The organism is Acinetobacter terrestris (genome assembly GCF_004331155.1).
In the GTDB taxonomy this organism is placed as follows: Bacteria; Pseudomonadota; Gammaproteobacteria; order Pseudomonadales; family Moraxellaceae; genus Acinetobacter; species Acinetobacter terrestris.
This window is the reverse complement of record NZ_SJNZ01000011.1, coordinates 14,073-27,894: the sequence shown is the minus strand read 5'-3', so window position 1 is coordinate 27,894 and position 13,822 is coordinate 14,073. Positions and strand designations below refer to the sequence as shown.

The window sequence follows — 13,822 nt, the reverse complement described above, 5'->3', positions numbered from 1 at the left end:
TAAAGACACATGGGTGCATTAGAGGGTATTCGCGTACTGGATTTAAGTCGCGTACTTGCAGGTCCTTGGTGTGGTCAAATCCTCGCGGATTTAGGCGCAGAAGTGATTAAAGTTGAACGTCCAAAAACAGGTGATGACACTCGTTTATGGGGTCCACCGTGGATGAAGAACAATCAAGGCGAGGACACACGTGAAGCAGCTTATTACCAATCTGCCAACCGAAATAAACTTTCTGTTGCGATTGATATTTCGACCGCTGAAGGTCAGGAACTGGTCCGCGCTTTAGCTGCAGACTCTGATGTGGTCATTGAAAACTATAAAGCCGGTTCGTTGAAAAAATACGGACTGGATTACGATAGCTTAAATGCCATTAACCCGAAACTGGTGTATTGCTCAATTACCGGTTTTGGTCAAACCGGTCCACGTGCGCCTGAACCGGGTTATGACTTTATTATTCAGGGCATGGGCGGCTTAATGTCTGTGACCGGTGAAAAAGATGACTTGCCGGGTGGTGGCCCACAAAAAGTCGGTGTGGCCTTTGCCGATTTAACCACGGGTCTGTATTCAACTATTGCCATTCAAGCGGCGTTGTTGAACCGTACCATTACTGGCTTAGGTCAACACGTCGATATGGCATTGCTTGATGTGCAGGTGGCAACACTGGCCAATCAAGGCATGAATTATTTAGCGTCAGGTAAAGTGCCGGGTCGCTATGGTAATGCCCATGCCAATATTGTGCCTTACCAAGTGTTTAAAGCGGCAGACCAAGACTTTATTATTGCATGCGGTAATGACAAACAATTCGTGGCATTAAGCAATGCGATTGGCTTGCCGGAATTGCCGGATGACCCACGTTTTACTACCAATGCCTTGCGAATTAAACACCGCAGCGAAATTGGCGAGTTATTGTCTACGCATTTCCTTAGCGATAATGCAAAACATTGGGTTGAAGCGATTCATGCAGTGAAAGTACCGGTTGGTCTAATCAATAACCTTGAGCAAGCTTTTGAAGAGCCGCAAGTGAAAGCCAGAGACATGCTGGTTGAAATGCAGCATCCTTTAAAAGATAAGCTTAAAGTGATTGGTTCTCCTATCAAACTTTCTCGTACGCCTGTTGAATACAAGAAAGCACCACCGATGCTGGGTGAACATACCAATGAAATCTTAGGGCGGGTAGCGGATGCTGAAAAATTGGCAGAACTGCGCAGTAAAGGGATTATTGGTTAATCCATCTTAAAAGCCTTATTAAGATGAATAAAGAAGCAACTTTTTATAAGTTGCTTCTTTGCTATTAATAGGATATTTATATTATAATTTTCGCAATGCGAAACAGAATGAAAGAAATTAGGCTATTTAAATGACTGAAGTGACAGAATCGGAACAAGCGGAGAAGCTGTTAGCTCCTTTACGACATGAACTCCTGGATCCCATTGAGGATATGCAGGATGAAAATGATCGCCAATACATTACTGCTCTTGCCCGTGGTTTGGAACTGTTACGTTGTTTTACCCCAAAACATCAACATTTAGGTAATCAAGAACTCTCTCAAATGACGGGTTTACCGAAACCGACCATTACCCGTTTGACTCATACACTGTCACGTTTGGGCTATTTAAAACAGGTATCAAATTCAAGTAAATTTCAGCTTTCTGTTGGCGTGCTTTCATTTGGTTATTCGATGTTGTCGAATCTTTCAATCCGTTCGATTGCTCATCCGTACATGAAAGAATTAGCAGATTATGCCGGTGCAGCCGTTGCCATGGCGACCCGTGATCGCTTAAATATGATCTACTTGGATGTCGTGCAGGGCAAGGGTAATGTCACTATGCGACGCCAAGTTGGTACTTATTTACCCATTCATTTAAGTTCAGTGGGCCGTGCATGCTTGGCAGCAATGCCGGAAGATGAGCGTGAATTTTTACTCAATGCCATTCGTGCCAAACACAAAGAAGACTGGATAAAAATAAATCGGGAACTAGACAAAGCCTTTAAGGATTATCAAGACTTTGGATATTGCTTTTCGGTCGGTGACTGGCATAAAGATGTGAATTCAGTGGCTGTGCCTTATTATCACGATCAACATGGATTACTGGTATTTAACTGTGGTGGGCCAAGCTTTATTTTAAGCCGTGAAAAGCTGGAAGATGAAATTGCACCGCGTTTAGTGCATATGGTGAATAACATTCGTACAGATGTGGGCTAGTCGCTATTAAGACGCTATACCTATTACTTAAATAATCACATAAAGAGCAGTATCTATCCAAAAAGGTACTGCTCTTTTTTTGTTTTATTTTCGAATAATCATCAGTGTTGCAGTGGCATGTGCGTAAATTTTATCGTTTTCATCCACAATTTTGCCTTCAGTACTGACAATGGTCCGTCCAGCATTAATCAGGTGTCCAATACCTCGATAGGTTTTTCCGACTTGCATGGGGCGGATCATTTTTATATTCAAGTCTACAGTCGCAAAGCGGTTGCCTTTTTCCATCATTGAATGGGCAACGCCACCCGTTACGCTGTCTAAAACCGTAGCACAGAATCCACCATGCACACCACCTTGTAAATTAATATGCTCTTCACCCGGTGTCACTTCATACACGACATAACCTTTCTGTACATCCACCAGTTTCATGGGAATGGTCTTGGCCATCGGTGCATGGGGAATTTCACCATTTTTAAGTGCATTAAGTGCATCAATTCCTGAATATTGGTCAGTCAGCATTCCTTTATTCCTTGTCCTGTCTTTTTCGATTTATTGAAAAATAACATAATTTGGAAATTTATAAAATAAAATTCTGTATGGCAAAATATTTAATCCATTGCTAAGTTTTTCGCTATTTTTTATAGAAAAATGAGAGAGATAAAAAGGGTTTTTATTCATACCTTTTCATTCATCATTAATTAAACGGAAAAATATGGCAGATTTCTCAAGATGAATTGACTCAATTTAGATAAAAATGTACAAAATTTAATCAAAAAAAACCAATTACTATGCTTTGTGTAGAAAAGAGTAAATATATGGAATATTATTTCGTTATACGAAATTATTTCTGTGGCATGAGAAAATCACGCCATTATAAATGTGAAATATTCATTTTAAAGATCACAAGAACATTGGAACTACTCTGCCAGATATTTAAAAAATTTTAGCAGGGAATATAAAAGGAAGGATTAAACAATGCCAGATTATATTGCACCGCGTCGAGATATGAATTTTGTCTTAAATGAAGTGCTCAACATTGAAGAAAGTTATTCTGGTTTTGAATATTACCAAGACAAAGTGTCGGCTGAATTATTTAATCAATATTTAGATGTGGCAGCAGATTTTTGCCAAAATGAAATTCTGCCTTTAAATGCAGTAGGTGACCGTCAAGGCTGTAGTTTAAAAGATGGGGTTGTTACTACACCAGACGGCTTTAAGGCAGCTTATGATAAATATGTTGAATTAGGTTTCCCATCTTTAACTGCACGTGAAGAATTTGGTGGTCAGGGTTTACCGAACTTACTGCGTACCGCAATTCAGGAAATGACCACGGCGTGTAACTGGGCATGGGGCATGTATCCAAGTTTATCGCATGGCGCTATGCGCACGATTAATCATCATGGTACAGAGCAACAAAAACAAATTTATCTGCCGAAATTAATTAGCGGACAATGGACAGGAACAATGTGCTTAACAGAAGCACAAGCAGGTTCAGACCTGGGTCAAGTCCGTACCAAGGCTGTACCGAATGAAGATGGCAGCTATGCGATTAGCGGTGAAAAAATCTTTATTTCTGCAGGCGATCATGACTTGGCAGAAAATATTGTACATATTGTACTGGCTCGCTTGCCAAATGCACCGGCAGGTACACGCGGTATTTCTCTATTTATTGTGCCAAAATTTAATGTGGATGCAGAGGGCAATAAAGCCGATCGTAATAACGTGGTATGCAGTTCGCTTGAACATAAAATGGGCATTCATGGTAACGCGACCTGTGTTCTAAATTTTGATGCTGCGCGTGGCTATTTGATTGGTCCAGAGCATAAAGGTTTACTGTGTATGTTTACTTTTATGAACGCAGCGCGTTTAAGTACTGCAACCCAAGGTTTAGCCATTTCTGAGGCAAGTTATCAAGGTGCGCTGGCTTATGCCAAAGATCGCCTGGCTTTACGTGCGCTTGGCGGGGCACAATTCCCTAAAAAGGCAGCCGATCCGATTATTGTCCATCCGGCAGTACGCAGCATGTTGCTGACTCAAAAAGCCTTTGCTGAAGGTGGCCGTATACTGACCTATTTAATTGCGCATTGGGTCGATGTAGCCGGGGTAACTCAGGATACTGCTGAAAAGAAAAAAATTGAAGATCTGCTCGCTTTATTAACCCCAATTGCCAAAGCTTTCTTGACGGAAATGGGCGTGGAATGTTCTAAACACGGTATGCAGGTGTTTGGTGGTCATGGCTATATTTCTGAGCATGGCATGGAGCAGTTGGCGCGTGATATGCGTATTGCCTGTCTGTATGAAGGAACAACTGAAATTCAGGCGATTGACTTGCTCGGCCGTAAAGTTTTGAAATCAGAGGGTGTTCTTTTAAATAATTTCACCGATATGATTGAACATTTTATCGCAGAACATCAAAATCAGACGGGTATTCAACCCTTGTTAAACAAGTTGTCTGAATTATTGACAGAATGGAAAAACTTGACTGATTTTGTTGCAGAAAAAGCTAGAACCAACCCTGACGAAACAGGTGCAGCCTCTGTCGATTATCTGTACTTCTCTGGCTATGTGACACTGGCCTATGTCTGGGCTAAAGCGGCCCAAGTTGCACAGAGTCAAATTGCAGCAGGCTCAACAGATGGGTTTTATCAAGCAAAACTGGCGACTGCACAATTTTATTACCGTAAATTGTTAAACCGCACTAAAACGCATGCGGCTAATATTTTAGAAGGTGGTGAGGTCGTATTCAGCTTAGACCCTGAAGCCTTCAAATTTGATTAATCTGTTATTCAACTTGCATAAAAGAAGCGCCTAAAGGGCGCTTTCTTTTTCATCTGGGATTTTTTAGTTGTTATTTAAGGTACTGGAAATATTATTGACCATATGAATTAAGCGCGGACCAATCTCATTTTCCAGCTTTTCCTGATCCAGCAAATAACTCGGCGCGCCACAGTTAAACACCAAAATGCCATGTTGTGGATGGATCAGCGGCACCGCCACCGAATTGACATCTTTGGCCCAGTCACCAATAGACAGACAATAACCATAGTCTTGATAATCGCGAACTGCACGTTCTAAATTACGTTTAATACTTGGCCAGCTGTCTTCATTTCTTTTTTTAATTGCATCAAATAAATAATGGCGCTCTTTTTCTACCATCGCAGCCAAACATGCCCGGCCCATCGCACTGCTATGAATAGGCAAAGTTGAGCCAATCGGACGACGCATGGTGAGGGTGGAATCTGTATGTACTACATTCAGATAGATCATGTTTAATCGGTCGCGTGTCGCCATCGCTACTGGTGCCTGTGCATATTTAGACATTTCCTCCATAAAAGGTTGTGCCTGAGTGCGTGCAGATATATTGGACAGTGCTGAATAGCCTAATGCCAATACACCAACATCGAGTAAGTATTTGGTGGTGTTGGGTAATTGCTTTAAATAGCCCAAAGAAACCAGGGTGCTGGTAATACGTGCCACGGTCGGTTTAGGTAAATTGGTTAACTGAGCAATTTCCTGATTACCGAGTAACTGATTCGAAGAAGAAAAACAACGCAGAATTTCCAGTCCACGCGCAATAGAGGCGATAAACTGCGGATTATTTTCACGATGAATATGAGAAATGGGGTCTAAACGTATTTCATCAAAGTTGGAACTTTCACCTGATTTATTTTTTAATGTCATGTTGAGGTACAATCAAATAGATAACTATAAAATATAATAACAACTAAATTTCACGATACAAAATAAATGTCTGATTATCTAATTTTATTAAGATGAATGATCACCCATTTTTTAATATCTTTTATGAAATGAATGTTACATAAAATTAAGCGGCTGAATAACCACAGCCGCTTAATGAGATTTTAAGGCTTACTGAAAACAATCATCAGCCTACATTTTCAATCACCATGGCCAAGCCTTGACCAACGCCAATGCATAAGCTGACCACAGCATATTTTTTGCCTGTACGCTGGAGTTGGCGTGCAGTGGTTAATGCAAGACGTGCACCTGAAGCACCTAATGGATGACCGAGTGCAATGGCACCACCATTTGGATTCACACGTGGATCATCCGACTCAATCCCTAAGCCTTTTAAACAAGACAGCACTTGAGATGCAAAAGCTTCATTAATTTCAATAATATCCAGATCATCTAAACTCAAACCGGCACGTGCAACCGCTTTTTTAATGGCTTCAATTGGACCTGCGCCCATAATTCGCGGCTCAATACCTGCTGCAGCGGCAGACAAAATTTTAGCCATTGGCTTTAGGCCATATTTTTGCTGTACCGCTTCACTACCAATCAGCACTGCAGCTGCACCATCATTAATGCCTGAAGCATTTCCGGCAGTCACCACGCCACCTTCAAAGAGCGGTTTCAGTTTTTGCAAAGCTTCGAAATTTGAACTCGGGCGCGGGTGCTCATCTTCAACGACTGATTTTGGCGGTAATTTGCGTCCTTGAGAAACTTCAACTGCGGTAATTTCATCTTCAAAGAAACCGGCCTGTTTCGCAGCTTCATATTTGGCTTGTGACGCTGCTGCAAATGCATCTGCCTGTTCACGGCTGATCCCAAATTCTACCGCAACGTTATCACCCGTTTCTGGCATGCTATGACCGCCAAATTGCTTGACAATCTGTGGGTTAGGGAAGCGTGAACCAATGGTAGTGTCATAAATCTTTGCTTCGCGGCTATAAGCAGATTCAGCTTTTGCCATCACAAAAGGCGCACGGGTCATTGATTCGACACCACCGGCAATATACAAATCGCCTTCACCACAAGTAATGGCGCGAGCAGAATCAATAATAGCGCCCAAGCCTGAAGCACATAAGCGGTTAACAGTTTGACCAGGAACAGTGACCGGCAATCCTGCCAAAAGAGCTGCATGACGTGCCACATTGCGGCTGTCTTCACCGGCCTGATTGGTACTGCCGAAAATCACATCTTCTACATCAGCGCCTGGAATGCCGGTTTTTTCAACCAGACGGCGAATCACTAAACCGGCTAAATCGTCCGGGCGAATGGTCGCCAAGCTGCCTGCATGACGACCAAAAGGAGTACGTAATCCATCATAAATATAAGCATTTAACATTTTTCTTTCCTTGAAGAATTTCGATATAAAAGTTTTAAGCGGTAAAAGTTAAAGATTGATTAAGCTTGACACGACGCTGTAACCAGGGACTTGAGCGATAGCGTGGGTCTGCGGTAATTTGAGTCATGCGCTCTAAAATGAGCAGGATTTTTGCAGGGCCGAGCACATCTCCCCAGCTAATTGGACCATGTGGGTAGCCTAGGCCTAAGCGCACCGCAGCATTAATGTCATCTACTGTGGCAACGCCTTGCTGGGCAATATCACAGGCTAAATTAATCACCATTGCAATCACGCGTTGTGCGACAAAACCGACACTTTCCTGAATCACGCTGACGCTATTGCCATCCAGATTGAAAATCGAATGTGCTGCCTGAATGAATTGGTTTTGGGTAATCAGGCTTGGCATTAAGGTGCGATGTGTATTTAAGCCATTGATCAAGTCGATGGCGACTGTGCGAGTCGGATCGAGATTTAAGCGCTGGATGCTTGAGCTGGTATCTTCACCATAACTTGCGACCAAAATCAGACTGTCTGCAGCCGGATGATCTTGCGTATCAATTGCAATTTTATGGATATTTAGATAGTCGGTTAATATCTGATGGTCTGCTTCGAAATCTGCCGCAATCCAGACGGCAGGATATTCAGCCAATTTTTCAACTCGAATTGCCGGCTGTTCATCCAGTTTCTGTCCCGCTTCATAACGGTAAAAACCCTGACCCGTTTTACGCCCCAGCTGTTTGGCCGTCAGCATTTGTTTGGTCAGTACATTGGGACGGTAGCGCGGTTCCTGATAATATTGCTCATAAACCGACTCCATCACTGGATGCGACACATCTAGGCCGGTTAAATCCAGCAGCTCAAAAGGTCCCATTTTAAAACCTAAATTTTGTTTTAAAATACGATCAATCTCATGAATGCTGGCGACATTTTCATTTAGAATTTTTAAAGATTCTGTACCGTAAGCACGACCTGCATGATTGATAATAAATCCCGGGGTGTCTTTTGCAACGACAGGTCGATGGCCCATTTTATAAGATAGATCGACTAAGCGACTGACAATCTCCGGTTGAGTACGAATTCCGGGAATCACTTCTACCACCTTCATTAAAGGCACAGGATTAAAGAAGTGATAACCGACAATGCGTTCAGGATGCTGGCTCTGCGATGCAATGGCAGTAATGGAGAGCGACGAAGTATTTGAAGCAATAATGGTATTTTCTGCGACCAGGGCTTCAAGCTGCTTAAGCAGTTCCTGCTTGACTGAAAGATTTTCAACAATCGCTTCAATAACAAGGTCACAATTTTTAAGTTCATCTAAACGTGCGGCAATTACTAAATTGGCAAACGCTTGCTGAGCAGATTCCGCAGTAATTTTATTCTTTTCCACCAGTTTATTTAAAGTCGCCTGTAATTTTTCGGCTGCTATTTGAGCAGCGCCGTCTTTGGCATCATATAAATAGACTTGATGATTCGATTGCAGGGCAATTTGGGTAATTCCTGTACCCATAACCCCTGAACCGATAATGCCAATCGTGGCAATTTGAGTAGACATAAAAACTTTTCCCTAAATAATTTATTTGCCTTGTTTATTTACCTTGATAGTGCGGATGACGTTTTTCAATAAACGCTTGCATACCTTCTTTTTGATCTTGGGTATCGAACAGCAACTGGAAGGATTTTCGTTCCAGGCTTAAACCGGCATTTAATGGCACATCTTCAGACATCAATGCCACTTCCTTAATTTGCTCAAGCGCAATAGGCGGTAAACGCGCAATGGTTTTTGCCATTTTGATGGCCGTGCTGATGGTTTCGCTATCTGGCACCACTTGTGAAGCCAAACCAATTTGATAGGCTTCTTGTGCCGAAACCAGGCAACCGGTCAGAATCATGCGCATGGCGTGAAATTTTCCAACCGCACGGAATAGGCGTTGTGTACCGCCAGCACCCGGCATGACACCTACTTTGACTTCAGGCTGGCCAAACTGTGCAGATTCACCGGCAATAATAATGTCGGCATGCATGGCCAGCTCACAGCCGCCGCCCAGGGCATAACCATTTACCGCAGCAATCACCGGTTTTGGATAATTCGCAATGGCCTGCCAGTAACGTTCGGTATGACGCAAATACATTTCTGCTGTCTGCGCTGAAGATAATTCTTTTAAATCTGCACCGGCAGCAAACACCGACTCACCACCGGTCAGAATCACGACACGGATGTCATCATTTAAAGCCAGTTCAGAGAAGATTTGTGCAAGATGCTTGCGGACTTCTGTATTAAGCGCATTTTTCGCTTCAGGACGGTCAATTTTAACGATCGCAATATGATCTTCGACACACTCCATTGTCACTGTCTGTTTCATTATTACTCCATTAATTTCGTAATGCGAAATTTTATTTTCATTTAAATTAATCCTATTTCTACCTAAACTCAATATTTTTTGTGCAAAAAATATTTATTTTGTATTTACTCTTGCTGTTTTTGGTTTTTTGTGGTTATTTATTTCGTATTGCGAAATTAAAAAAGGTAAAGGAATTTACCGTAAAAATGAACAGATGGAGTAGAACATGATCCGTGATCCAGAAATGCTTGAACAGCTTTTAGAAACGATTCGAAATTTTGTAAAAAATGAACTTGTGCCGTTGGAGCACGAGGTGGAAGAAAGCAACGCCATTCCTGAACATATTGTCAATCAGATGAAAGAGCTAGGTTTATTTGGCTTAACCATTCCGGAAGAATATGGTGGTTTGGGCATTACCATGGAAGAAGAAATTTTAGTGGCACTGGAATTGGGTAAAACCTCGGCTGCTTTCCGTTCTTTAATTGGCACCAATAATGGTATTGGTTCTAGCGGTATTCTGATTGATGGCACTGAAGAACAAAAACAAAAATATTTGCCGCGCTATGCCAGCGGTGAATATATTGGTTCATTCTGTTTAACTGAACCAGATTCAGGTTCAGATGCAGCTTCTTTAAAAACCACGGCCACCAAAGATGGCGATCATTATATTTTAAACGGAACCAAGCGCTTTATTACCAATGCGCCACGTGCGACAACTTTTACCGTTATGGCGCGTACCAATCCAGAGATTAAAGGTGCCAGCGGCATTTCTGCATTTTTAGTCGAAGCAGGCACACCCGGTTTATCTTTAGGAAAAATTGATAAAAAAATGGGGCAGCACGGCTCTTATACCTGTGACGTAATTTTTGATAATTGCCGCGTGCATCAAGATCAGTTGATTGGTGGTGTTGAAGGTATTGGCTTTAAAACTGCGATGCGCGTACTGGATAAAGGCCGTTTGCATATTGCCGGTTACAGTGTCGGTATGGCAGAACGTATGCTGGAAGATGCACTAAATTATGCAGTTGAACGTAAACAGTTTGGTCAAGCAATTGCCAATTTCCAGCTGATTCAGGGCATGTTGGCAGATTCTAAAGCTGAAATCTATGCCGCAAAATGTATGGTCATGGATGCTGCGCGTTTACGTGATGCAGGCCAAAATGTGACGACAGAAGCCTCTTGCGCCAAAATGTTTGCGACTGAAATGTGTGGCCGTGTTGCAGATCGCTGCTTACAAATTCATGGCGGTGCGGGTTATATCAGTGAATATTCAATTGAACGTTTCTATCGCGACGTACGTTTGTTCCGCTTATATGAAGGCACCACACAAATTCAGCAAATTATTATTGCGCGTGAAATGATTAAACAAGCCACAGCATAACAACAGATCTAAATTTTTTGGACTATAAAATATGACTTCGAAAACTAAATTTAACTGGCAAGACCCGTTTTTAATTGAGCAGCAACTGACTGAAGAAGAGCGCATGATCCGCGATTCTGCCCATGCCTATTGCCAGGGAAAATTGTTGCCTCGCGTACTTGAACAGTTCCGTCATGAAAAAACTGATGCTTCAATTTTTCGCGAGATGGGCGAGCTGGGTTTATTAGGCCCCACCATTCCTGAACAGTACGGTGGAGCAGGCTTAAACTATGTCAGCTATGGCCTGGTGGCACGTGAAATTGAATATGTCGATTCAGGCTACCGTTCAATGGCCAGTGTACAAAGCTCGCTGGTGATGGTGCCGATTAATGAATTTGGCTCTGAAGAACAGAAACAGAAATATTTACCGAAACTAGCAACAGGTGAATACATTGGCTGCTTTGGCTTAACCGAACCGGATCACGGCTCTGATCCAGGCAGCATGATTACTCGTGCCAAAAAGGTCGATGGTGGTTATCGTTTAAGTGGCGCGAAAATGTGGATTACCAACAGCCCGATTGCCGATGTATTCGTGGTCTGGGCGAAAGAAGTATCGAAAGAGGGCAATGTCGGCGAGATCCGCGGCTTTATTCTGGAAAAAGGCTGGGAAGGGCTATCTGCTCCAGCGATTCACGGTAAGGTCGGCTTACGGGCCTCGATTACCGGTGAAATCGTGATGGATAATGTCTTTGTTCCTGAAGAAAATGCCTTCCCGGAAATTCGTGGCTTGCGTGGCCCATTTACCTGTCTCAATAGTGCACGTTACGGCATCGCCTGGGGCGCAATGGGTGCTGCGGAATTCTGCTGGCATACCGCACATCAATACACCATGGATCGCAAGCAGTTCGGCCGCCCATTGGCTGCCAATCAGTTGATTCAGAAGAAACTGGCGGATATGCAGACAGAAATTGCCCTAGGCTTACAGATTGCCTTACGTTTTGGCCGCATGAAAGATGAAGGCATTGCATCAGTTGAAGGCACATCATTGATCAAGCGCAATAACTGCGGCAAGGCACTGGACATTGCACGTCTGGCACGTGACATGCTCGGCGGAAACGGCATTAGCGACGAGTTTGGTGTGGCGCGTCATCTGGTCAATCTGGAAGTGGTGAATACCTATGAAGGTACCCATGATGTGCATGCCTTGATTTTAGGTCGTGCACAAACAGGCATTGCTGCATTCTGTAATTAATGCAATGCAAATAAGCCAGTAATTTCTTTACTGGCTTATTTTTAATTGTATTATTAAGCAAAACTAAAAATCAATATTGATAATTTTATTTCGCTATAAGAAATTCTATTTTAGTATTATTGTTTTTTAGATCGAAAAATGGTTTATTAATATCATATTTAACAGGCTATTTAAAGTCGGGACACAGCTGAATCAAGTGTTTCATTCATGCCTAAATAGCCGATAAATTTTTAAAAAAATTTGTAGAGCACAGGAGTGCTTGAAGAACAATAGGGAATATCTGATGACAGTTAGTTCAGAACCGCTTGTATTGGACAATAGCGAGGCACCCAAGAAGAAAATATGGATTATCGCATTCATTTTTTCTTTTTTAGCCTTGCTGGTGGATGGCGCAGATATCGCATTCCTTTCATACAGCTTGACCAGTTTAAAACAGGAATTTTCATTAACCAGCCTGCAAGCGGGTGCTTTAGGTAGCTGGACGCTTGCCGGCATGGCCATTGGCGGCTTTTTCGGTGGCTGGGCATGTGACCGCTTTGGTCGGGTACGCGTCATTGTTGTGGCAATTGCCTTATTTTCCCTGCTGACTTGCTGGCTCGGTTTTGCAGAAAGCTATGAACAATTTAAATGGTTGCGTTTTATTTCCGCCATTGGATTAGGCGCACTTTATATCGCCTGTAATACCTTGATGGCTGAATATGTTCCGACCAAATACCGCTCTACCATATTGGCAGGCTTGATGACGGGATGGACTTTGGGTTCTGTGGTCGCAACGCTTTTAGCAGGCTGGTTATTGCCAGAGTTTGGCTGGAGATATTTATATTACATTTCCATTATTCCAATCGTTCTTGCCGTAGCCATGTATTTCTTGGTGCCTGAACCGCAATCTTGGGTTGAGTCTCGTCGTAAACGTCTGGCTGCAAAAGCCAGTGGCATTGTTGAAGAAAAACCTAAAAATACTTTCAAAATGGTCTTTCAAGATGCCCTCAGCCGCCGCATGTTCATCTTGTGGTCATTCAGTACGGCATTCTTACAATTTGGCTATTACGGTGTCAGTAACTGGTTACCGGCATATTTAGAGTCAGATCTGGGAATTAAGTTCAAAGAAATGACGACCTATATGATTGGTACGTTCCTGATCATGATGTGTACCAAAGTCATTGCAGGCATCATTGCCGATAAAATAGGCCGCCGCGCAGTATTTACTTTCGGTACGGTCGGTACAGCCATTTTTATTCCCATCATCGTCTTTGGTAATACGCCTGACAATATCTTATGGCTGATGTTGTTCTTCGGTTTCTTATATGGCATTCCATACGGTATTAACGCGACCTACATGACTGAAAGTTTTTCGACCAAAGTTCGTGGCACGGCAGTCGGCGGGGCCTATAACGTCGGTCGTTTAGGCGCGGTATTGGCACCCCTCACCATTGGTTATTTTGCACAGGGCGGTTCAATTGGTACAGGCTTACTGATTATGGGCGTGGCTTATTTCCTGTGTGGCGTAATTCCTGCCATCTTTATCAAAGATCGTTTATTCGATCCACAAAAAGCAGACTAATTTAATTCTTCAAAC

11 protein-coding genes are annotated in these 13,822 nt (G+C 42.8%); 6 read left to right on the top strand and 5 right to left on the bottom strand.

What is annotated here, in order from left to right:
- Positions 1 to 9: 9 nt before the first annotated feature.
- Both E0H81_RS07770 and E0H81_RS07765 read left to right on the top strand, forming a co-directional pair.
- Positions 10 to 1,227 (top strand): CaiB/BaiF CoA transferase family protein, encoded by a 1,218-nt coding sequence (locus E0H81_RS07770; protein ID WP_131317938.1) that lies wholly within the window; start codon positions 10 to 12, stop codon positions 1,225 to 1,227.
- A 130-nt stretch (positions 1,228 to 1,357) separates the two neighbouring features.
- Entirely contained in the window at positions 1,358 to 2,203 is an 846-nt protein-coding gene (locus E0H81_RS07765) for an IclR family transcriptional regulator (RefSeq protein ID WP_131317936.1), read from the top strand.
- A gap of 84 nt (positions 2,204 to 2,287) precedes the next feature.
- Here E0H81_RS07765 and E0H81_RS07760 read toward each other — a convergent pair whose 3' ends face one another.
- Positions 2,288 to 2,722 (bottom strand): PaaI family thioesterase, encoded by a 435-nt coding sequence (locus E0H81_RS07760; RefSeq protein WP_131317934.1) that lies wholly within the window; start codon positions 2,720 to 2,722, stop codon positions 2,288 to 2,290.
- A gap of 456 nt (positions 2,723 to 3,178) precedes the next feature.
- On the opposite strand from E0H81_RS07760, the gene E0H81_RS07755 reads away from it, so the two are divergent.
- On the top strand, positions 3,179 to 4,981 hold the full coding sequence (locus tag E0H81_RS07755) for an acyl-CoA dehydrogenase C-terminal domain-containing protein (RefSeq protein WP_131317932.1): 1,803 nt from the start codon (positions 3,179 to 3,181) through the stop codon (positions 4,979 to 4,981).
- Positions 4,982 to 5,044: 63 nt separating this feature from the next.
- On the opposite strand, the gene E0H81_RS07750 is transcribed toward E0H81_RS07755, so the two are convergent.
- The 4 genes from E0H81_RS07750 to E0H81_RS07735 form a co-directional block, all read right to left on the bottom strand.
- Positions 5,045 to 5,884, bottom strand: a complete 840-nt coding sequence (locus E0H81_RS07750; protein WP_131317929.1) for an IclR family transcriptional regulator — start codon at positions 5,882 to 5,884, stop codon at positions 5,045 to 5,047.
- Between the two features lie 205 nt (positions 5,885 to 6,089).
- Positions 6,090 to 7,295 carry a 3-oxoadipyl-CoA thiolase gene (locus E0H81_RS07745; protein ID WP_131317927.1) on the bottom strand — a complete coding sequence of 402 codons (1,206 nt, stop codon included), beginning with the start codon at positions 7,293 to 7,295 and terminating at the stop codon, positions 6,090 to 6,092.
- 34 nt (positions 7,296 to 7,329) lie between these two features.
- Complete coding sequence (locus E0H81_RS07740) at positions 7,330 to 8,847, bottom strand: 3-hydroxyacyl-CoA dehydrogenase (protein ID WP_131317925.1); 1,518 nt, start codon at positions 8,845 to 8,847, stop codon at positions 7,330 to 7,332.
- Between the two features lie 34 nt (positions 8,848 to 8,881).
- Positions 8,882 to 9,655, bottom strand: a complete 774-nt coding sequence (locus E0H81_RS07735) for an enoyl-CoA hydratase (RefSeq protein ID WP_131317923.1) — start codon at positions 9,653 to 9,655, stop codon at positions 8,882 to 8,884.
- 205 nt (positions 9,656 to 9,860) lie between these two features.
- On the opposite strand from E0H81_RS07735, the gene E0H81_RS07730 reads away from it, so the two are divergent.
- The 3 genes from E0H81_RS07730 (at position 9,861) to E0H81_RS07720 (ending at position 13,807) form a co-directional block, all read left to right on the top strand.
- Complete coding sequence (locus E0H81_RS07730) at positions 9,861 to 11,015, top strand: acyl-CoA dehydrogenase family protein (protein ID WP_131317921.1); 1,155 nt, start codon at positions 9,861 to 9,863, stop codon at positions 11,013 to 11,015.
- 31 nt (positions 11,016 to 11,046) lie between these two features.
- Entirely contained in the window at positions 11,047 to 12,246 is a 1,200-nt protein-coding gene (locus E0H81_RS07725) for an acyl-CoA dehydrogenase (protein WP_131317919.1), read from the top strand.
- 283 nt (positions 12,247 to 12,529) lie between these two features.
- Complete coding sequence (locus E0H81_RS07720) at positions 12,530 to 13,807, top strand: MFS transporter (RefSeq protein ID WP_131266209.1); 1,278 nt, start codon at positions 12,530 to 12,532, stop codon at positions 13,805 to 13,807.
- Positions 13,808 to 13,822 lie beyond the last annotated feature (15 nt).

Excerpts from the sequence above, each read along its gene's own strand:
- E0H81_RS07735 (WP_131317923.1), bottom strand. The coding sequence starts at position 9,655 with ATGAAACAGACAGTGACAATGGAGTGTGTCGAAGATCATATTGCGATC.
- E0H81_RS07760 (WP_131317934.1), bottom strand. The coding sequence starts at position 2,722 with ATGCTGACTGACCAATATTCAGGAATTGATGCACTTAATGCACTTAAA.
- E0H81_RS07770 (WP_131317938.1), top strand. The coding sequence starts at position 10 with ATGGGTGCATTAGAGGGTATTCGCGTACTGGATTTAAGTCGCGTACTT.
- E0H81_RS07755 (WP_131317932.1), top strand. The coding sequence starts at position 3,179 with ATGCCAGATTATATTGCACCGCGTCGAGATATGAATTTTGTCTTAAAT.
- E0H81_RS07745 (WP_131317927.1), bottom strand. The coding sequence starts at position 7,295 with ATGTTAAATGCTTATATTTATGATGGATTACGTACTCCTTTTGGTCGT.
- E0H81_RS07765 (WP_131317936.1), top strand. The coding sequence starts at position 1,358 with ATGACTGAAGTGACAGAATCGGAACAAGCGGAGAAGCTGTTAGCTCCT.
- E0H81_RS07750 (WP_131317929.1), bottom strand. The coding sequence starts at position 5,884 with ATGACATTAAAAAATAAATCAGGTGAAAGTTCCAACTTTGATGAAATA.
- E0H81_RS07740 (WP_131317925.1), bottom strand. The coding sequence starts at position 8,847 with ATGTCTACTCAAATTGCCACGATTGGCATTATCGGTTCAGGGGTTATG.
- E0H81_RS07725 (WP_131317919.1), top strand. The coding sequence starts at position 11,047 with ATGACTTCGAAAACTAAATTTAACTGGCAAGACCCGTTTTTAATTGAG.
- E0H81_RS07720 (WP_131266209.1), top strand. The coding sequence starts at position 12,530 with ATGACAGTTAGTTCAGAACCGCTTGTATTGGACAATAGCGAGGCACCC.
- E0H81_RS07730 (WP_131317921.1), top strand. The coding sequence starts at position 9,861 with ATGATCCGTGATCCAGAAATGCTTGAACAGCTTTTAGAAACGATTCGA.